Annotated in this window: 17 protein-coding genes and 2 pseudogenes; 3 read left to right on the top strand and 16 right to left on the bottom strand. The window is 60.6% G+C overall.

What is annotated here, in order from left to right; translation table 11 throughout:
• The first annotated feature begins 69 nt into the window (after nucleotides 1-69).
• Nucleotides 70-279, top strand: coding sequence for a hypothetical protein (locus tag J5Y06_RS17375; RefSeq protein WP_209336454.1), 210 nt, complete (start codon nucleotides 70-72; stop codon nucleotides 277-279).
• A 28-nt stretch (nucleotides 280-307) separates the two neighbouring features.
• Here the strand turns inward: J5Y06_RS17375 and J5Y06_RS17370 are convergent, their stop codons facing one another.
• Nucleotides 308-736, bottom strand: a complete 429-nt coding sequence (locus J5Y06_RS17370) for a helix-turn-helix domain-containing protein (RefSeq protein ID WP_280819213.1) — start codon at nucleotides 734-736, stop codon at nucleotides 308-310.
• Nucleotides 660-896: a helix-turn-helix domain-containing protein gene (locus J5Y06_RS17365; protein WP_342453446.1), complete on the bottom strand. Its 237-nt coding sequence runs from the start codon at nucleotides 894-896 to the stop codon at nucleotides 660-662. The genes J5Y06_RS17370 and J5Y06_RS17365 overlap by 77 nt, the downstream gene beginning before the upstream one ends.
• 316 nt (nucleotides 897-1,212) lie before the next feature.
• Between J5Y06_RS17365 and J5Y06_RS23125 the strand changes: the two genes are divergently transcribed.
• A complete protein-coding gene (locus J5Y06_RS23125; protein ID WP_245248067.1) occupies nucleotides 1,213-1,398 on the top strand; it encodes a hypothetical protein in 186 nt (61 codons plus the stop codon).
• Here J5Y06_RS23125 and J5Y06_RS17360 read toward each other — a convergent pair.
• From J5Y06_RS17360 to J5Y06_RS17310, 11 genes and pseudogenes are all read right to left on the bottom strand, one after another.
• Nucleotides 1,371-1,707 (bottom strand): annotated as a pseudogene (locus tag J5Y06_RS17360) (Ros/MucR family transcriptional regulator); the annotation flags it as partial. The gene J5Y06_RS23125 and the pseudogene J5Y06_RS17360 overlap by 28 nt on opposite strands.
• On the bottom strand, nucleotides 1,700-1,840 hold the full coding sequence (locus tag J5Y06_RS17355; protein ID WP_209336451.1) for a YbaN family protein: 141 nt from the start codon (nucleotides 1,838-1,840) through the stop codon (nucleotides 1,700-1,702). The pseudogene J5Y06_RS17360 and the gene J5Y06_RS17355, both read right to left, overlap by 8 nt.
• Before the next feature lie 7 nt (nucleotides 1,841-1,847).
• The gene (locus J5Y06_RS17350; RefSeq protein ID WP_245248022.1) at nucleotides 1,848-3,044 is read right to left on the bottom strand and encodes an FAD-dependent oxidoreductase; all 1,197 of its coding nucleotides are present in this window, start codon (nucleotides 3,042-3,044) and stop codon (nucleotides 1,848-1,850) included.
• Nucleotides 3,045-3,163: 119 nt separating this feature from the next.
• Entirely contained in the window at nucleotides 3,164-3,775 is a 612-nt protein-coding gene (locus J5Y06_RS17345) for an SCO family protein (RefSeq protein WP_209336449.1), read from the bottom strand.
• 657 nt (nucleotides 3,776-4,432) lie between these two features.
• Nucleotides 4,433-5,764 (bottom strand): APC family permease, encoded by a 1,332-nt coding sequence (locus J5Y06_RS17340; protein WP_209336448.1) that lies wholly within the window; start codon nucleotides 5,762-5,764, stop codon nucleotides 4,433-4,435.
• A gap of 791 nt (nucleotides 5,765-6,555) precedes the next feature.
• Nucleotides 6,556-8,586 (bottom strand): type IV secretory system conjugative DNA transfer family protein, encoded by a 2,031-nt coding sequence (locus J5Y06_RS17335; protein WP_209336447.1) that lies wholly within the window; start codon nucleotides 8,584-8,586, stop codon nucleotides 6,556-6,558.
• Nucleotides 8,583-9,614: a P-type DNA transfer ATPase VirB11 gene (gene virB11 / locus J5Y06_RS17330; protein ID WP_209336446.1), complete on the bottom strand. Its 1,032-nt coding sequence runs from the start codon at nucleotides 9,612-9,614 to the stop codon at nucleotides 8,583-8,585. Before virB11 ends, J5Y06_RS17335 begins: the two co-directional genes overlap by 4 nt.
• The gene (gene virB10 / locus J5Y06_RS17325) at nucleotides 9,595-10,815 is read right to left on the bottom strand and encodes a type IV secretion system protein VirB10 (RefSeq protein ID WP_209336445.1); all 1,221 of its coding nucleotides are present in this window, start codon (nucleotides 10,813-10,815) and stop codon (nucleotides 9,595-9,597) included. The genes virB11 and virB10 overlap by 20 nt, the downstream gene beginning before the upstream one ends.
• A complete protein-coding gene (locus tag J5Y06_RS17320; protein ID WP_209336444.1) occupies nucleotides 10,815-11,624 on the bottom strand; it encodes a TrbG/VirB9 family P-type conjugative transfer protein in 810 nt (269 codons plus the stop codon). Before J5Y06_RS17320 ends, virB10 begins: the two co-directional genes overlap by 1 nt.
• On the bottom strand, nucleotides 11,621-12,316 hold the full coding sequence (locus J5Y06_RS17315; RefSeq protein ID WP_209336443.1) for a VirB8 family type IV secretion system protein: 696 nt from the start codon (nucleotides 12,314-12,316) through the stop codon (nucleotides 11,621-11,623). The genes J5Y06_RS17320 and J5Y06_RS17315 overlap by 4 nt, the downstream gene beginning before the upstream one ends.
• Before the next feature lie 45 nt (nucleotides 12,317-12,361).
• Nucleotides 12,362-13,372, bottom strand: a complete 1,011-nt coding sequence (locus J5Y06_RS17310; RefSeq protein WP_209336442.1) for a TrbL/VirB6 family protein — start codon at nucleotides 13,370-13,372, stop codon at nucleotides 12,362-12,364.
• Between J5Y06_RS17310 and J5Y06_RS23600 the strand changes: the two genes are divergently transcribed.
• Nucleotides 13,359-13,487 (top strand): hypothetical protein, encoded by a 129-nt coding sequence (locus J5Y06_RS23600; RefSeq protein ID WP_385932353.1) that lies wholly within the window; start codon nucleotides 13,359-13,361, stop codon nucleotides 13,485-13,487. The genes J5Y06_RS17310 and J5Y06_RS23600 overlap by 14 nt on opposite strands.
• Nucleotides 13,488-13,602: 115 nt before the next feature.
• On the opposite strand, the gene J5Y06_RS17305 is transcribed toward J5Y06_RS23600, so the two are convergent.
• The 3 genes and pseudogenes from J5Y06_RS17305 to J5Y06_RS17295 form a co-directional block, all read right to left on the bottom strand.
• Nucleotides 13,603-14,301: a type IV secretion system protein gene (locus J5Y06_RS17305; protein WP_209336441.1), complete on the bottom strand. Its 699-nt coding sequence runs from the start codon at nucleotides 14,299-14,301 to the stop codon at nucleotides 13,603-13,605.
• An 11-nt stretch (nucleotides 14,302-14,312) separates the two neighbouring features.
• Nucleotides 14,313-15,377, bottom strand: a complete 1,065-nt coding sequence (locus tag J5Y06_RS17300) for a lytic transglycosylase domain-containing protein (protein ID WP_209336440.1) — start codon at nucleotides 15,375-15,377, stop codon at nucleotides 14,313-14,315.
• Nucleotides 15,374-17,788 (bottom strand): annotated as a pseudogene (locus J5Y06_RS17295) (VirB4 family type IV secretion/conjugal transfer ATPase). Before J5Y06_RS17295 ends, J5Y06_RS17300 begins: the two are co-directional and overlap by 4 nt.

The raw sequence follows: 17,788 nt of genomic DNA, 5'->3' as shown, positions 1-17,788 counted from the left end.
TCTATTCCGGACGGGGAAGAGATGAGACCTACCAGGGAGGAGCTCTACAAGCTCGTTTGGTCCAAGCCGATGACCGATATTGCCGGGCAATTCGGCGTCCGCAGCCAACTAGTGGCCAAGGCGTGTGACGGCGCCGAAATCGCGCGCCCTCGAGCAGGCCATTGGCAAAAGATCGAGCACGGAAAATCCGTATCGCAGTCCGCGCTTAATAATGATCGCTTTGCTGCGGGCGACGTCGTTGTGATCGATGCATCGGGCTGGTCGATTTTGCGAACCTAGCTGAACGTTCGCGGGCTGCTTCCTGCTGCTACGGTTGTCGCTCTGTGGACAGAGCGCGCACCAACGTCCTGACCGCGGCACGAACCCTCCGATCCTCGATTCCAGCAAGCGCCTGGGCCAGCCTGGCGTCGCGTCCATACAGCGTTGGTCGCTCGGGTTCCTGTCGCTGCGGCCCTATGCCTTCCAGGAAGAAGGACAGCGGTGCGTCGAGAACCGCGGCCGCACGTACAAGCGTCGTGACCGCAATGCGATTCATGCCGCGCTCATACTTCTGAATCTGCTGAAAGGTGACGCCCAGAGTCTCTCCCAATTTCCTCTGGCTCAAACCTAGAGATTGGCGGCGGGTTCGCAGTCGGTGTCCGACGAGAACGTCAACAGGATCAGGACCGTTTTCGTTTCCGCGCGGGCGCCTCCGGGATCGGCGGAGGTGGGTCGATGAAGAAGTCGGTCGGGGCAATATCGAGAATCTCAGCCAACTTCTCCAGCATGTCGACGGTCGGAGAATGAACTTCACGCTCCAGGCGGCCGACATAGGTGCGATACAGGCCCGCTTGCGCAGCCAATTCCTCCTGCGACATCCCTTTGATGTGGCGCATCCGCCGCAGGTTCTGCGCCACCACCGTCCTCAGCTTCATAACCGAAGACGGAACAGAATACGCAGTAAACAGCGACGCAGTATAATGCGTGTTTAAGAGAAATCCAGAGTTAGCCGCCTGTTTGTCAGCGCTCCAGGTTTCACGAACTGGTGCTGGGTTTCGCGAACTCGTTCCAGGTCCTTTGACCTGGAGAGGCGGACAAAACGTTGAGCAGCGATCTCTGTCGTAGTCGGGAGATGAGATGATTAGGTTGTCAGATTCCAGATTGATTGGTTGTTTCAGGGTTCAGGAGTCGAGGGTGTAGGCACTCGTTGGAGCGTGAGGCTGAGTGTTAGCCATGAACTGGGCGGCTCCGGCCAAGCCGATCGATCCGGCCGCCATCATCGTCGGGCATGTCAAGGCCAGCAAGGAAAGAGCCTTCAGCGTGCGGCCATCTCTGTGCCCGGCCGTTGAAGAAGGGGCTGCCGCACGACCACAAGACCAGGCTCTATTGGGTCAGGCGGTCGCCTTCCTGCGGCTATGATTCGCCGGCGGTGGCGCCGGAGCCGGCGGCTCCGGTTGCTTCGGCTTGCGACCGAGCCCATGGTCTTGGCCAATGCGGAACGGGCGGCGGCATAGATCGGCGCCACCTGCGCGTCCAGGCCCCATTCGGCCCGATATTCGCCCGGGGTCAGCCCGTAACGGGTAGGCAGACGCTGCTCAGCGACTTGAACTTCTTTCCGTCTCCGAGACAGATGATGAAGTCGTCGGTGATCGATTTCCTGATCGAAACCGCAGGCTTGGCAGGCTCGGGCGCAGATTCGGCCAAGCCGCCGCGGACACGCTCAAGCGCTGCTCAGAAAGAGCTTGGTCGGCAGGACCGGCCTTGAGGCGCCAATCAAGCCGAGCGCCACGAACAGCAGGCCGGCGGCGAGATAGACGCCGCGCAGGACAGGGTCGCCGTGCAGGTCGGACCTGTCGATCACGATCGTTTCACAGCCTGATCGCCTCCGGCCGGAAACCGATGCCGATCAATCGGCCTGTCAGATGCGGCAAGAGCCGCGAGCGGGCGATGAAGCGCATGAAGGCCGGCGGTCCGGAGGAAGGCTGTCCGCCCTGCGGCTTGCGCTTGCGCCGCATCATGAGCTGAACCTTCTGCGTCGCCTTGGTCGGGAAGCTCCTGCGTTTCTGGACGGCGCGCAGATGCGCGTCCGTCAACGTGTCTCCCCGGAGTGGTCCCGCGAGGATGTTGGCGGCCGCGATCGCGTCCTGAATGGCGAGGTTCACGCCGACGCCGCCGATCGGCGACATGGCGTGCGCCGCATCGCCGATGCACAACACGCCGGGCTTCCACCACTGCCTGAGCCTATCCATCCGAACCTTCAGCAGATGCACCTGCTCCCAGCCCGCTAGCTCGTCGAAACGCTCGGAAGGGAGAGGGGCGACGGAAGCGAGCTTGGCACGCAACGCAGCGATGCCGTCCTGCTTGACCTGCCTGTAGCTCCCCTTGGCGATCACGTAGCCGATCTGCCAGAAATCGCCGCGATCGATCATCACCAGCCCTTGGTTGGGGCCGGCATGGCTCATCGGCTGCGCCGGATCAGCGGCACGACGCGACAGCTTCATCCAGAGAACGTCGACCGAAGATCCCAAATCCTCGACCTGAAGGCCTGCCAATCGGCGCACGTCGGAATCTCGGCCGTCCGCGCCTACCACTAGCGAAGACTGGATGTCGTGTTCCGTACCATCGGCGCCCCGGACGATGACGCCGTGAACTACGCCATCCCGTTCGGCTAGGCCGGTGGCCGTCGTGCCCATCTGCAGCCGGAAGCCGGGCAAGGCGCTCGCCTTGCCGGCGATGAAGTCGAGAAAATCCCATTGCGGCATGAAGGCGATATATTTGCAGCGCGTCGGCAGACGCGAGAAGTCGGCGATCGTCGCCGTCCTGCCGCCGATCTCGGCGTGAAGCGCAGGGGCCTTCTGGTGCGGCAGCGCCAGAAATTCGTCGAGATAGCCGAGCTGGTCCATGACCTCGAGTGTCGAGGGATGGATGGTGTCGCCGCGGAAATCGCGCAGGAAGTCGTCGTGCTTCTCGATGACGGTGACGTTGACTCCCGCGCGGGCAAGCAAGAGCGCCAGCATCAGGCCGGCAGGTCCGGCTCCCACGATAATGCAATCCTGTTTCAACATGCGCATCCTTCGGTTCTACGGCTGAGTGATACCGCGATCGCCTGCCGGGTGGGTCCGAACTTGCCGGGATGTACCTGGACGATGGGCATGAACTGTCCTGAATGTGAGTCCTGCGAGCGTCAGCCTTCGTTCACGAGCCGTTTCAATTTGGCCAGCATCACATCCGCCGCTTCTTCATAGGCCATTGTGCCGAAAAATTTGCCCTGCCCATCCATGAGCAACACCGATGCGGTGTGGTCCATGGTATAGTCGCCATTCTCAAGCGGGACCTTCGCGTAGTAGATTTTGAATGCCTTTGCGGCAGCGTCGATTTGCTCAACGGTACCCGTCAGCCCAATAATCCGGTTGTCGAAAGCGGATATGTACTGCTTCATCTCCTCTGGACCGTCACGTTCCGGGTCGACCGAGATAAACACGAAATTTAGCTTGTCCGCATCCGAACCAAGTTGCTCAGCGAGCGCGGTCAGTTCGAACAATGTCGTCGGACAAACCTCCGGGCAAAAGGTGAAGCCGAAGAATATTGCGCTCGGTTTCCCCAGAAGATCCTTCTCCGTCACCGTCTTCCCGTCGGTTGCCGTCAACGTGAACGGACCACCAACGGTAGCGACCCCGGTGCTGCGAGGCTGTCCTGGGCCAACCTGATTGGACCCAGTGACGATGGTAAAGCCTACCACGGTCAGCAGCAGAGCAAGGATGGCAGCCGCCAGAAGTCCTATCGTGCGGCCATTCATCAGTTGCCGCCTGCGGGGCGAATAGATTTAAGCATTTGATATCTCTCCATCGATTTGTTCTGCGTCGGGGACGCGCGCGTGCGTGTGCCCCGACGAGGTGGCTGTCAGAGGGAGAGGCTTGGAGGGCCGCGAGGTTCAGGGATGACACCGGGTTCACGCGGAGGCGCCTGCTGCATCCCGAGTTGGAACAGCTTTGCGCTGAGCACCAACGGAAAGACGAGATCCACCGCCCAGCGGGTGGGCTCGATCAAAGGTCCAACGGTGCTGGCGGCCTCGCAAAGAGCAGAACAACACTTTCCAGCTATGCGCTCGAGCGGAGAATCGAGGGGCTGTTCGGTCTTGCCGGAAGGCGAGCAAATAACAAAGTTCGGACCGAACTGGTCGGTCGCCATCAGTGTCCGGGCATAGGCAGCTGCCAGTCCCTGCAGCAAGAAGACGTAAGCAAGCAGAAATGGCAGGACGAAGCCCGCTATCCCTGTAGCTCGCCGCTTCCCGAGACTGCGCATAGCAGATTCATTATCTTGGGCGCGGCTTTTGTCACTGCGACAAATCCGTCTCCTCACCCAGATTCCATGGTCTGGCAGTGTGAAGGGATTGTCAGTCCGGACAATCCCTTTGGAAAGGGAGTGATTGTCGCGGTCGCCCACTGTCGCACTATCATTGCTGACGAGCATCCGTACGTTTGGGTAGCCGTTGGCTCCGCCGGATAAACACGTAGGGAATCGCACCAACCAGGAACACGGCGGCGAAAGTCGTGTAGACGGCCCAGTCGTATTGCGCAGCCAGCAGCAGCGACGTAACAATGCCAAGCACCGCTGTCGGAGGGATGTTTCCGATTGACGGCAGCCGAAATGGCCGAGCGAGGTTCGGTTGGGTATAGCGGAGCACGATGACGGCGCTGTTGATTGCGGCGAATACGAGCGTGACACCGAGCGAGGAAAGGCTCGCGACGAACTCGATCTCGCCGACGGCAGCGAAACCGCATGCCACAGCCAGAAACGCAAGCGCGCCTACCCACGGACTTTTATTGGTCCCTCGCGTCCGCGCAAGTAGTCTTGGCAGGTCACCATCTCGAGCCATCCCGAACAGCAATCGGCTTCCGGAGAGCGATGCGCTCAGCACTGCGTTGGCTGTCGCCATCAAAGCCGCGGCGACAATTATTATGCCGAACGAACCACCCAACTGCCTCGCAGCATCCGCTAGTGGGGACTCGGAGCGAGCGAGGCTGTCGGCGTTGACCAGACTCAGCACACCCAGAATGACAAGCAGATAGATGACTGTAGTGGCGACGAGGGCGATCATGAAGGCACGCCACAGGTCACGGTCTGGACGCTTCGCTTCTTCGGATAGGGAGGCCATATGTTCATAGCCGGAGTAGATGAAGAAGAGTATGGCAGCACCTTGGAGCATACCGTCGAGATTGTCTGACCAGGCTGTGATGTCGGGAAGGCCCCGGTTGCCAGATGAAATCGCGATTGCTGCAAACCCGATCAAACACGCGACCTGGACTATCGTGAGACCCGCGCTGACGAACGAAGCCTTTCCTATCCCGGCGACATTGACTGCCGTCGCAACGCCCATGAGTGTCAGCGCGACGATGACCGCGGAGAACGGCAGGAACGGTTGTGCATAGTTGCCGAAGGTTAGCGCCACGGTTGCCAAGGTGGCGGCGCCATGCACTGCGATGAACAGTCCTACGGTGAAGGCCAGGGCAGGAATGGCAGGAAAGGTCTTTCGCAGGAAATTGTGCTCTGCACCAGCACCCGGCAGCGCCGAGGCGATCTCGGCATAAGAGAGGCCTGAAAATGCGGAAATGACTGCGGCAACTAGGAAGCTTAGCCAAATGCTATCGCCAGCCGCGGCTGCCGCAGGCCCAATTACGGAGTAAATCCCGGCACCGATGATGGTTCCGACACCATAGAGACACAACCGCACCAGCCCGAGTGACTTGGCGAGCCCCCCATTGAGATCGGCATTGTTCGTAGTCATTCGAATAGAACCACCGCAACCATCTCCTGCCTTTTCAGTTGATGTGCCAATTTCTGGTTGCTTCACAAATTTCAATGCACAGCGGCAACGCCCTTTCAAGCGTACAACCTCCACCTAGTGGAGATTCAAGCTCCGATTAGACGGGGGCTTTAGAATCGCGCATCTCGCGGCCGGCTTCCAGCAGCCGTTCCAGCAAGGCCTCTCCCATGGCGACGGTGTCTCCCTATATCGAGCGACAGCATCGTCCTTGGACAAATCCTGATATGTCGCTTCAGCTGCCCGCTCGGATGAACGGGCAGTCCTGCCGGAGGCGGGCTTTCCCGCTGCGCTTGCCACCTCCGCAACAAGCGTTTCGATTCCAGGATTTTCCTCCGGGCGCCAAATCGCTCCAGTTCCAAGCAGATCAGCGCGCAACGGATCAAATCTCGACCAAGCGGCCTCAGAAAATTCCTCGGTCCAATATTCGGCAGCAGGACCCCAGCCACCGATGGCCGTTCCCGGCTTCGGCCGTCTGCGCACGGTATGTGGCGACTACCTCAGCAGATCGCACATCCTGTTTGAATTGAGCGTGCTCGCCGGCAGCCTGTTGCTCCGTGATTTCCAGCCGCCGCGGCCACTTCCCCGAAATCTTCCAAGTCCGCCTCGTTGATCGAGTTGTCGATCCTGGTCTGAACGTCCTCGACACGCTTCTCATACGCTTCGAATTCGCTGACGCGTCATCGTTCGCATCTGTCCCTCCTCAACTCTTGTCGGCCCGGCGCTCATGGTCCATTTCGAGAGGGCTACACCCCTTAGCCGGCGCCAGCCTCCACGATCTCCATCGCGTCGGGCACGGTTTCATCGAATATCCGGGACCAATCGATGTCCCTGACACTGGTCTTGGCCGCTTTGGCCCGTGCGTGAACAAGCGTACGCAGCTTGCGCGCCGCCGGGACGAAGCGGGCCTCAATGGAATCGGGAGATGTCCTTGCGGCTGGAGTAGGATGCGCTTCGCCAATGTCGCTCTCCGCTCTCCGCTTGGCAGGCCTTTTTCGCTGCACCCCGCTATCGGTCTCCAAACCTCGAATAGAGACTTTCTTTGTCTGTGCGCTCTTCGTCGGCTCTTCCGACGCTCGGGTGTCGTCGGCCTCGCCTAAATAGCCCAAGGTGATTGCCGGTACCGGTCGCGGTGGGAGGAACTCGGTCGCCGGCACGTCGGGCAAATGACTCCTCGAAAATCTCTCCATCTCCTTGAACGGCATCGTCCGGAAGAACCGCAGCTTGTCCGCGAACACCGGCCCCTGCCCTTCAGCGAGAATGATCATCTTGTCGCCTGACATTTGCCGGACCTCCTGCGGCATCATCAGGTCACGCTCACGAAGTTGCTCTACCTTGGTGCGACGATGCAGGCCCATCAGCTCGATCGTGCGGGATTCGGTCTTGTAGCGGACGGTACGCTTGCCCAGTCCCTTCGAGATAGCTTCCGCTGTCACCTGGTCATTGGCGCCGAGGACGAGTTGATAGCCGCAGTTGCCCATCAATGAATGGCGGGAGGTCTCGCCATAGATTTCGTCCAGGTTCTTCAGATCCTGGACTACGAAGGCCATCTTCACATTGTAGCCGGCCACATAGGGCAGCTTTGTCGTGATCTCGGTCATTTTCTTCAGCTGCCGGAATTCGTCGAGCAGGAAGTACACGGGAACCGAACGCTCCGAGTGCTCCAGCATGAGCGTATCGAGCGTTTGCTGCACGAACAGCGCCAGCAGCGGCCGCAGAAGGGTGATGTCGGTGACGTTGGGAGCGAGGTAGATAGAGATCGGACGATGCTTCAGCGCACGCAGGTCCATGTCGGTGACCGACGTCGCCGCGACCACGCGTTCATTGCGGAATGGCCGCAGAGCTTTCTGGATGTCGAGCAGCGCGGATGCGGCGGCGCGTTCTGACAAGGCGATATAGGCGTTGAAGCTTTCGACGGTGAACCGGGACAGGTAAGGCTCACGCTCTTTGATCAGCGTCATCATTGCCTGAAGATTCACGCCGCTGTTGAAAAAGGAGGTCACCTCACCGAGGGTGCGATGTCCCTCATAGTAGATGCTTTCGTTGATGTAGCTGATCGCGCCGGCGATCACCTGCTGGGCGGTGGCCTGCCAGATCGAATTCTCAGACTCTGTCACTTCCGGAACGAGGATCGCGGCAATATTCTGGATGTCGGTGGTGCGGTCGCCGCGATCCATGCGGATGAAGTCGAGGGGATTGTAGCGATGCGACCTCTCCGATCCCGGCGCGAACAGAAAGACCTGGCTGCCCTTCGATTTCCGGTAACCGGCGGTGCTGCGGAAGATCTCTCCCTTGAGGTCGGTGACGATCATCGAACCTTCGTGGGAAAGCGCATTGGGAACGACGTAGCACGCCCCTTTCCCCGAACGTGTCGGCCCGATGATGAGGTGATGCCGATCGTCGTTGACGCGAAGGACCTGCCGCCCGAACCGGCCAAGGATTTTTCCCTTTTTCTTGAACCAGCCGTCTCGTCGAAGCGACATTGCACTCTGGAAATGGGCATCGCCGAGGGGGCTCGTATTTGCCCGAAGGCCTGCATAGGCGACGATGCCAGCGACGAGGGCGGCAGGCAGCAGCGCTCCAAGCGCCACGACACGAAGGATGCCACTGTCGCCATAGGCGACGAGTTGTTGAAACGGGGCGAATGGGTTCGTGGTGATGGTGGCCTGCAGGATCCGGCCGTCACCATAAAGCAGTTGCAGTCCGAGACCGTAGGCCAGCAACCAGACGGCGAAGGCAACGGCCAGGCAAAAACCGAGATAGAAGATGCGCAGCGACCCGGTCATGGCGCGCCCATCCGTTCCCGCGCGAAGAAGATTTCCGACACGCCGCGGCGGCCCCCTTCCCTGCGCAGCTGTACGACGATCGGGATGACACTCTGGATATAGGAGATGAGGTCGACCTTGGGATAGGCGGCCGACAAGCCAGACTGCATGACCATCATGGCGAGCTGCTCATAGGCGCCGAGGGGCGTGTCGGCGTGGACCGTCGACATGGACCCCGGGTGACCGGTATTGATCGCGCGCAAGAAGGCGAAGGCCTCAGCTCCCCTTACCTCGCCGACGAAGAGACGATCCGGTCGCATGCGCAACGATGCCTCGAGCAAGGACTGTATCGTGACGCTGGCCGTTCCCTGGTCGCCGCGTGATGCCAACAGATGGACTGCGTTCTTCTGGGGTGGAAAGAGCTCGCGTGTGTCTTCCAGCGTAATAATGCGCTCAGCCGGATCAACTGACTTGAGACAGGCGTTCAGAAACGTCGTCTTTCCGCTGGAGGTGCCGCCGCTGATCAGGATCGAGACGCGATTGACGATCGCAGTGCGGATGAAACCATAGATATCCCGGGACGCGAGCTGATCGATCAACATCTGCTCGGTCTCGCTGAGCCCGCCGACAGCAACCGTCACCTGGTCGAGCGCCCCTTGGTCGCGATAGTCTTCCAGGGTGAAATTGCTGATGACCTGCTTGCGGATGGACAGTGTGCCGCCCTCCGGCGCGGCCGGTGGCAGGACGACTTGGATGCGCTCGCCTGTCGGCAGTGCCGCGCTGAGGATCGGATTGGCCGGGCTGACGAACTGGTTGGTGCTCGCCGCCACACGCTCTCCGATATTGATGATCTCTGCAGTAGTGAGCACCGAACTCTCATGGCACTCCATATGGGCGCAGCCCAGTCGTTCGACGTAGATCTGTCCCGGCCGATTGACCGAGATCTCGACAACCTCACTGTCCTCGAGGAACGGCTTCAGCGGAGCTAGCGCCCGATAGAGAAAGTAGTGCCGATTGTCGGAGGCAAGTTCAGGGGAGGCCGCGTTCACGCCGGATCTCCCTAAGTGCTTCGGTGACGGGATCCTCGTACATGGCGGAGAAGTCGAGGTCCTGCCGCACGAAGACGAAGATGCGTGTGCCCTGGCTGACGCTGATCGTGGGTGGGATACGCAGGGAATCCCCCAACGCCTGATTGGCCATATCGGAAAAAGTCTGGGCGAGAGTTTCGCGGGCGAGTTCCTCAGCGTTCTGCGCATCGTCGTTGTCACCGCTCGCCGTCTGGCTACCGTATCCTGTCAGGTAGCTCGCGCCAGCGCCGACGACCGAAAGCAGGATGGCCGCGCCGAACCGTTCACGGAACTTCTTGTCGACGCGTCCAGCCAGGCCGGCACGGCCGAGACTATCGGCTCCGATCGAGTTCAGCCGCACCGAGACGCCGTCATCGCGCAGCATGCGGGTCCAGACCACAAAAATTCGCGTCTGGCCGCGCGTGATTTCGGACTGGTACTCGCCGATGAGCCTTGTACCAGTGGGAACGAGGATGCGCCGACCGTCGAAGGAATAGACGTCCTGCGACACGATCGCCCTCACCTGTCCTGGCAGATCACTGACGATGGCCGTCTCCAGGATACCGGGTATCAGCGTGCCCTCGGGAACAAGGGCGTCGATGCGCTCGATCTTCCGAGCTTTGGAGCTGCGGTCGCCAATGCTCGACGCCGCGGCCAAGAACCTGCTGCTACGGTCTTCACCGGCGACGGTGAGCCCCTCGCCCTCGCCACCCGAGAGACCCCCCGGCCCGCCTGATGCCGGATTGTCGATTACGACGAGGTTCGACCGGAAACGAGCGGGGAATTCCTCCGGTGGCGTCTCAACCGCCCCAGGCGGTGGTGGTGTCGCGCCCGGCACCGGCGGGGGCGGCACCTCGAACTCGGTCGTGTCGACCTCTTCGGTGGCAGGTGGTGGCGGAGGAGGGGGTGGTATCTGGACGATTTCAGGCGCGGGCGGTTCTGGTTCCGGCTCACCCTCGCGCACGAAGGATGGGGGACGGAAGGTTGTGGTGGTGAACTCCTCGTCTCCGTCGAGCATGTCGCGGACCGGCGGCTGCCTGCTGGCGAGAACCATGTAACCGGCAACCAGACCGAGGAGGACGAGAATAGCGCCGCCGACGAGCTGTTTCCTCCGAACGGCGTTGTCGGCAATGACGGGATCGTCAGCCTGACCGAGGGCCTCGAGTTCGGGCGTACGCTTCATCAGTTTCCGCTCCGACGCCGGCGTTTGGCTAGGTCGTCCTCAACCGGTCCCAGAATTGCAGGGTCGGGTGCGGCGAAATCCGGCTTTCTCAGATTGAAGATGCAGATCCACTGATCGCCGTCGCGTAGCGTGAATTGCGTCGCCGTGCCGTCAACAACGAGGTACTCCCCTTCCCTCCTGAAATTTCGGAGCGTTTCGGAGAAGTCCGAGTTGACGGCGAAGATCGCGGGAACCCGACGGTCGAACTTGAAGAAGGTCTTGTTGCCGTCATCGAAGACCATCAGCGGCTTCAAACGTGCGTCTCCTGAGAAGGAATAGTCGATATTGACGTTGGCCTTGTCGATACCGGAGATGTTCGGCCAGGCAGCACGCTGCTCCGCCTCCTGCCGTAATGCGGCGTTGAGGTTCTTTTCGGGGTATTGGAAGCGGATCCCGAAGACCTTGCGCCCTGCCTCGGGTGCGAAATCGTGCAGTTCGAGATAGTAGATGCGCTTGTCGGTGACGACATTCATATTGGTCGTCACGTCCCTGGCGATCGGCTTGACGAAGAGGATATTGCCCTTCTCGGCCGGCACGACCTGCCAGCTCTCGGTGTCGCCCAGCGAGATCGTCTCGAATTTTTCTTCCTCGTCGAAGATGATCATCGTCGAGATGCCATAGGTGGCGAAGACCTGGACGACGTTGTTTTCCTGATAGGTGACGCTGGTCACGCGCGAATCGAGAGAACCGCCCTTGGGCGTCTGGGCCGCATGCCCTGGCCCTAGGAATCCGACGAGCACAAAGGCGGCGGCAAACGCGCTTTTCCTCATCGGCCGTCCCCTGGCGTAACGGTCTCCTGGTCGCGCCGATAGGAATAAACCTGGAAGCCGAGCGGGTTCTCGAAGCGCCATTCGTTGCGGGTCGGCGTGTCGGTGTAGCGGAAACGGACGACGGAGATCCAATGGCGGACGATCGATTCCGTATCGCTGCGTTCGTTGGTGGAGAACCTGACGATCGCGGTGCTGGTGTTGGGAAAGGTGACGGATTTGATGTCGACCAGGACCCGCTTTAGTCGCCCATAGACCTTGGTGGGGTTCTGGGCGTTCGCCGAGCTGAACAGGCTCTGCAACTCGCGGGCCGCTTCGTCTGCGGACAGCAGCGCCGCGATGCCGAAATTCTCGGTGATGGCGTATGGATCGTAGCCTTCGCGAGCGCGGATGTAGCGCACGACGTTCGCCTGGGTGATCGCCTGCTGCTCGGTAAGGTTGGCGGGCCGCGTCAGGCCCGACTTTACCTCGATGTAGCCCGTGGTCTGGTCGACGGTAACGACATAGGGCTCGAAACTCTTCAGCGGCAGCATCAGCACCACGGCAAGCAGGCTGAGCAGGGCAATCCCGGCAAAGACGATCGAGAAGAACCAAGCGACGCGCGCCGAACGCTTCGCCCGCTTGATGATCTCCTGTTCCCAGATGTCGCCCTGCTGGAAATAAGACCGCAGAGCGGTTTCGGACTTGTCTGCCATCCCTGCCCTTATCTTGTCGTTCTGAATCCCGCATCACCTTGCCGATCAGGGTTGTCGCGGATTTCCGTTGGATGTTATCGCTCGCTGCATGGAGGCGCCCGCGGTATTCTGCGATGGTGAGTGAAGTCGCGCCTGAACCCGATGCACAGCGGCCTGTGTCTGGCGGGCGGATGCACCGATAGCGCGGCGGCCCCAAAAAATGCCCCTACCAGTGAGGTGCCTCGACCGCGGGCCAACCGGCGTCGCCAAGCCACCTGCGATACCCTGCGCGAGTGATTGCACCTGCAGAAGAACGAAGCTGCCGGCGAGGCAAAGCATGATGAATGCAGCGAAATCGCTGAGCTTGAGCTCGCGATTGCCGGAGATGCTGTCGATACTGGTGAGTTCCGGCTCCATCGCCGCGATCAGGAACGCGGCGATCACGTAGACGAACAGCGGAATGATTGCGTAGAGCAGCGACTGATTGAGCCAGCCCATCGAATAGCTGCGGGTCGCATCGAAAAAGAAGCAGGCAATGAAGATGGGCGCGGTCCCCAGCAACACCCACAGCACGACCTTGGCGAGCACCAGAATGCCGAGCGCGATCGCGACAAACAACCCGGCGAAGACCATAATGATCATGCCGATCAAAGCGGGCAGGACGGAGAGATAACCAGCCTGCTCCGAGAACGCCGCGGCGGCGACGTTAGCGGTTTCCCAGATTTGCGACAGCCCGTTGGTGGGTTCGGTCACGCCCGTGCCGGACGCCGCCAGAATGGCGCGGCCGGCCGCTTCCGGCACTGTGGTCAGCCAATCATAGACAAGATCGTTGAAGTTCGACCAGGTGCCGACAAGCACGAGAATGACGAAAACACGCACCAGCCGGCCGATGATCTCGGCAACGCTGAGGCGTGACGTCCCGAGGAAAAGCTGCACCCCATAGAACAGGACCGCAAGGACGAAGAGCAAGCGAAGCAGCGGCTCTAGGTCTTGGCTCAGCGCCTCATAGGCGCTTTGAGAAAAATTCTGTCCCGAAGCATCAATCCGGTCCAGCAGTTCGCCAATGAAGTCGTCCACTGCCCTGCCCTATTCTTCATCCTCGGTCGCCAGTTCCTGGATCGCGGCCAATGCCGCTACCCTGTCGGGATTTATCGACCGCATCGGCCCGCAATCGTCACCCGTGCTGGCATAGCTCGTGAGATTCGCCGGTCGCTTGCACGGAGCGGTCTTCTCGCGGGGCGTGCCGCATCCACTGGCCAGGACGGCCAGCATGAGCACCAGGACGCCCGCGCTCCCTCGCCCGCTGTTCATTCGTACCGCAGTGCCTTCTTAGTGTTCGACATGTCGGTGAGCTTGCGCTGGTTTTCCGCATGCAGCGATTGCACCCCGGCGTTCAGCACACCGATCATCTCGTTGAGCGTCAGGCCGGTCTGGACCTGCAGCTGCGTGTTCTGGTCGATCGACCCCTTGATGTCCTCGGCCTTGCCAATTTCGCCGCCTGCGCTTTCAAGCGCGGAGCGGCGCGTCTCGACCGCCTGTTGCGAGCCGGTGATCAAGGCCGAGACACCCATGACCGTCTTCATGAGTTCCTCATAGGATTTGTCGCTGGCAATCGAACTGTTCTCCTTGCCGGACAGGGAACGCACGAGTTGAAGACCGTTGATGAACAGCGTGGCCACTTCCACGACCTTCGGATCGAGCGATCCGAAATCGGCGATCCCGCTTTTGAGGATATTGTCGAAAGAAGGCATCGACGAAACGCTGAAGCCGTTGCCGATCGCGATATCCTTCAACGGGCCGGCATCGCTCCCGCGATCCCCTGTTACCGCCTTGAGGGTTTCCTCGACGGTGGTGAGGATTTCCTTGTTCGTGTCGAGGATCTTGCCGGTCTTTTCCGCAGTGTCGCGCGCGACGGCGTAGTTGGTCTTGTCGATGACAGGAATGTCGGCCGCGGCCGGCGCTACGCCCGCGCCGATCAAAGTTAGGATTGCCAATGAATGCTTCATGAGCATCTCCATCATTGTGTCTCGAGGAGCAGTTCGGCCTGAGCATCAATGCGCTGGACACATGCCTTCGCGTCGGCATCCCAGACCGAGCCTTCCCGCCCATCGCAGAAGCCCGCCACCGGCCGGTCGTCCTCTCGTCCGCTTGTGTCGTAGCGGGTCGAACGGTTCGATCCGGAAATATCACCAAGCGTGATGGCATTGCTGGAATTGGCGAGGTCGGCGAAAGCCGTGCCGAGCAGGATCAGCCGGTTCATCAACTCCATGTTCGCATTGCGCGCCCCGGAATTGTGATCCCAGCTGTCCTGGATCGTGCCGGAGCCGAGTCCTCCGAACTGAGTGAGCCAGGACATGACATCGCCGGACCCTTCCCCCATTGCAGCGGTGAGGCCCATCGCATTCATCGTGCTGGTCCGGGCGCCTTCGTAGGCACCGCCACCGCCATAATTGAGGGGCATGCCAGACTTGTCGGAGCCGCCAAACGCAGGAAGCCATTTCTGGGTTATGTTGGCGACGTACCCTTGCGTCTCCTTGAAGGGCGGGATGCCGCCATATTTGTTCACGTTGCCTGAGCCGGCGTTGTAGGCGGCGAGCGCCAGGGAGACGTTGCCGTTGTATTTTCGCAGTTGCTGCTTGTAGTAGCGCGCACCGCCGCGCAGGTTCTGCTCGATATTGTAGGGATCAACGCCGAGATCGCCGGCCGTATCGGGCATCAACTGGGCAAGGCCGATCGCACCCGCAGGCGAATTGGCGCAGGGGTTGAAACGGCTTTCCTGATAGACGAGCGCCAGAAACTGGTTCTCGTTGACCCCCTCCTCCCGCGCAATTCTACGGACCAGACCGGCGATTGCCGGATTGGCGTTCGCCGCGCCGACGGGGTCTTCTTTTCGCCCCGGCCGGTACATCGAACAGGTGACACTCTGGTTGTTGACGTAGCGGTCCTCGTCGACCTTTTCGATCTCGCCGGTTTTCTGATCACGCTCCTCGCGTTCATCGAGCACGGTCCCATCGATCGTCGGGATATCGGCAAACGCCGGCGATGCCGCACAGACCAAGAGGATTGAAAGGCGTTTGATCATGTCGCTCGCTCCCAACCGCAGAACACAGGCAACCACTTTGCCGGATCGTCGCCATGCTGCGCGCGTAGCGCTGCACATTGCTCGATCGTGTCCTTACGACCGGACATCACGCGGACAAGGTCCGGCATGGTCGAGAGATCGAGCCTGGCGATGACGGAGTCGTTGCCGTGCTTGATGAGGAAGGTCCGCCGTTCTGGCGGCGTGTTGCGGATGAAGGAATATTCCTTGGTGGTGAGACCAAAGCGCCGGATATAGCTTTCTTCGTCCGCACGCGGGTTTGGGAAATGCAGATTGGTCGCGGATTGCTCGATCAGCGTATGCGACTGCGGCGAGCGCGCGATATCCGCTGCCGACTGGGTCCCAAACCCGACGATCCCGTTGAGCTTGCGGATCGTCTTCATCTTGTCGACGATATAGTTGGAAAAGACTGGGTCCTGCAGGAGTTTCCAGCCTTCATCCATGAAAATGAGCACCGGCTCGCCGTTGAGAAGCTCGTCAAGGCGGTGATAGAGGTACATCAGCGCTGGCGTCCGGACGTCCTGATTGTCGAGGATATGGGTCATATCGAAGCCGAAGATCCTCCGGCCGGAGAACGACAAAACGTCCTGCGGGGCGTTGAAGAGCCAAGCCTTTTCCCCCTCGTACCAAGGGCGTAGACGTGACTGGAGATCGTTGGCGTCGGATCGCGCCCTGCCCATCAGCAGCCCGGACAGGTTGGCGAGCGTGCGTTGCTCGACCGGTTCCTGGGCGATCCGGCCGATAGCCCGCTAGAGCGTGTCATCCTCTTCCTGGGAGAAACCTCTGCCATCAGCCGGATCGAGCATGGCCTTGAGGAGACGATGCAGGAACTCGCGGTTGGTCGCGTTGTTCTCCAGCTGCAGTGGATTGAAGCCGGTGGCGACGCCCGGCTGCAACACTTCATAGTCACCGCCGACGGCGCGGATGAAGATCTCGGCGCCCCGGTCCTTGTCGAAGAACACCGCGCGCGGTTCCGGGGAGATCCGGAATGCCTGCGCCAGCAGGAAGGTTAGCGCCACGGTCTTGCCCGACCCGGTCGGGCCGGTCACGAGAAAATGACCGATGTCGCGCTGATGGAAATTGAACCAATACGGTGTCTGCGATGTGGTCTCCAGAATCGAAATCGGCAGGCCCCAGTGGACGTCGGAAGCCTTCCCGGTCGCGAAATTATGGAGTGACGAGAACCCAGAGAAGTTTGCGCTGGACAGCATGCAAGAGCGCGCGATGTAGGCGTGGTTGCCCGGGAGTTGCGCCCAGAACGAGGCTTCCATGTTGAGGTCCTCGCGCAGCCAGTTGATGTTCATGTCGGTGAGACAGGAACCGAGCTCTGCGACGGCCTTGTCGAGGCCGGCGAGATCACGCGACAAGCACAGCAGGCTGAAATGGTGGTAGCCGAAGACGGCTTCCTGATTGAGCAGGCTGTTCAATGCGAAATCGATATCGGTCTCGACCGTGCTGCCGGACTCATCCGACGCGTGGATCTGGCGCTGCAGGCGTGAAATGCGTTCCTGTGCGATCGGCTTGTCGGCAAGGGTAAAGGACTGGGTGCAGATGAACTCGTGGTTCATCTGCAGGAGCCCGTCCAACATCCCCGGTCCCGAGAAAGGCGGGTATTCCTTGATCGACAGCATGGCGCCGAAACGGCTTTCGGCCTCGCTCGGACCTTGGGCCTGCAAAGTTCGTTTCGAGAAGTGCAGGCGCGATGAGCCCACATAGCTGCGGATACCCATGCGCGGCAGGCGCATGTCCCGCGAAATGCCGCAGGTCAGCAGTGTGTTGAAGAAGGAGCAAGGCTCCGAATAGGGCTCGTTGTCCCGGTAGACGATGCCCAACGGCCGGGCGCCGTACTTCTGCAGCTCACGCGTGATGTTGCCGAGGATCTCCTCGAGCTCGTTGACACGTTCATGCAGGCGCTGCTCGATGACCTCTTTTCCGGAAGAACGGTCGAGCAGTCGCGAGAACCCTTCGGCGGCTCCGAGTGCGCCGCGCATGCCGGAGCGGACGATCGTGAGATAGAGTTCGTTGGTGAACATGCGCTTCTCGCGCAGCGATGCCATGTAGCGCGTGTTCAAAAGATCGCAGAGCGAATCTGAGTAGGTGCCACCGATGGCGGGCTTCACCTCCTTGCGGATCACCGTCGACCATAGCGAATAGCGGCTCGAGCCGAGCGCCCGGATCATCGTATTCTGCACGGCGCCGCGCATGTTGAGCTCCGCCTGGTCTTCGGTCTGGAAGAACAAACCGTCGAGCTTGATCACCGACAGAATCGCCCCGCTCTCGAGGCCGATGACCGTGTCAGACACATGGCGCAGATAGGGGATATGGGTTGCCATCGCGCGCTCGCGCCGGCGTTCGCGCCCAAACCCAAGTTCTTCTACGACGACGTTCAGCAT

The organism is Tianweitania sediminis (assembly GCF_017813335.1).
GTDB lineage: Bacteria > Pseudomonadota > Alphaproteobacteria > Rhizobiales > Rhizobiaceae > Tianweitania > Tianweitania sediminis.
The sequence above is the reverse complement of the archived record's forward strand: the minus strand, read 5'-3'. Positions and strand labels throughout refer to the sequence as shown.

Bases quoted from the DNA above. Each gene is read 5' to 3' on its own strand.
- virB10 (WP_209336445.1), bottom strand. From the start codon at position 10,815: ATGAAGCGTACGCCCGAACTCGAGGCCCTCGGTCAGGCTGACGATCCC.
- J5Y06_RS17340 (WP_209336448.1), bottom strand. From the start codon at position 5,764: ATGACTACGAACAATGCCGATCTCAATGGGGGGCTCGCCAAGTCACTC.
- J5Y06_RS23600 (WP_385932353.1), top strand. From the start codon at position 13,359: ATGAAGTCGTCCACTGCCCTGCCCTATTCTTCATCCTCGGTCGCCAGT.
- J5Y06_RS17335 (WP_209336447.1), bottom strand. From the start codon at position 8,586: ATGACCGGGTCGCTGCGCATCTTCTATCTCGGTTTTTGCCTGGCCGTT.
- J5Y06_RS23125 (WP_245248067.1), top strand. From the start codon at position 1,213: ATGAACTGGGCGGCTCCGGCCAAGCCGATCGATCCGGCCGCCATCATC.
- J5Y06_RS17320 (WP_209336444.1), bottom strand. From the start codon at position 11,624: ATGAGGAAAAGCGCGTTTGCCGCCGCCTTTGTGCTCGTCGGATTCCTA.
- J5Y06_RS17315 (WP_209336443.1), bottom strand. From the start codon at position 12,316: ATGGCAGACAAGTCCGAAACCGCTCTGCGGTCTTATTTCCAGCAGGGC.
- J5Y06_RS17345 (WP_209336449.1), bottom strand. From the start codon at position 3,775: ATGAATGGCCGCACGATAGGACTTCTGGCGGCTGCCATCCTTGCTCTG.
- J5Y06_RS17350 (WP_245248022.1), bottom strand. From the start codon at position 3,044: ATGTTGAAACAGGATTGCATTATCGTGGGAGCCGGACCTGCCGGCCTG.
- J5Y06_RS17300 (WP_209336440.1), bottom strand. From the start codon at position 15,377: ATGATCAAACGCCTTTCAATCCTCTTGGTCTGTGCGGCATCGCCGGCG.
- J5Y06_RS17375 (WP_209336454.1), top strand. From the start codon at position 70: ATGACCGATATTGCCGGGCAATTCGGCGTCCGCAGCCAACTAGTGGCC.
- J5Y06_RS17305 (WP_209336441.1), bottom strand. From the start codon at position 14,301: ATGAAGCATTCATTGGCAATCCTAACTTTGATCGGCGCGGGCGTAGCG.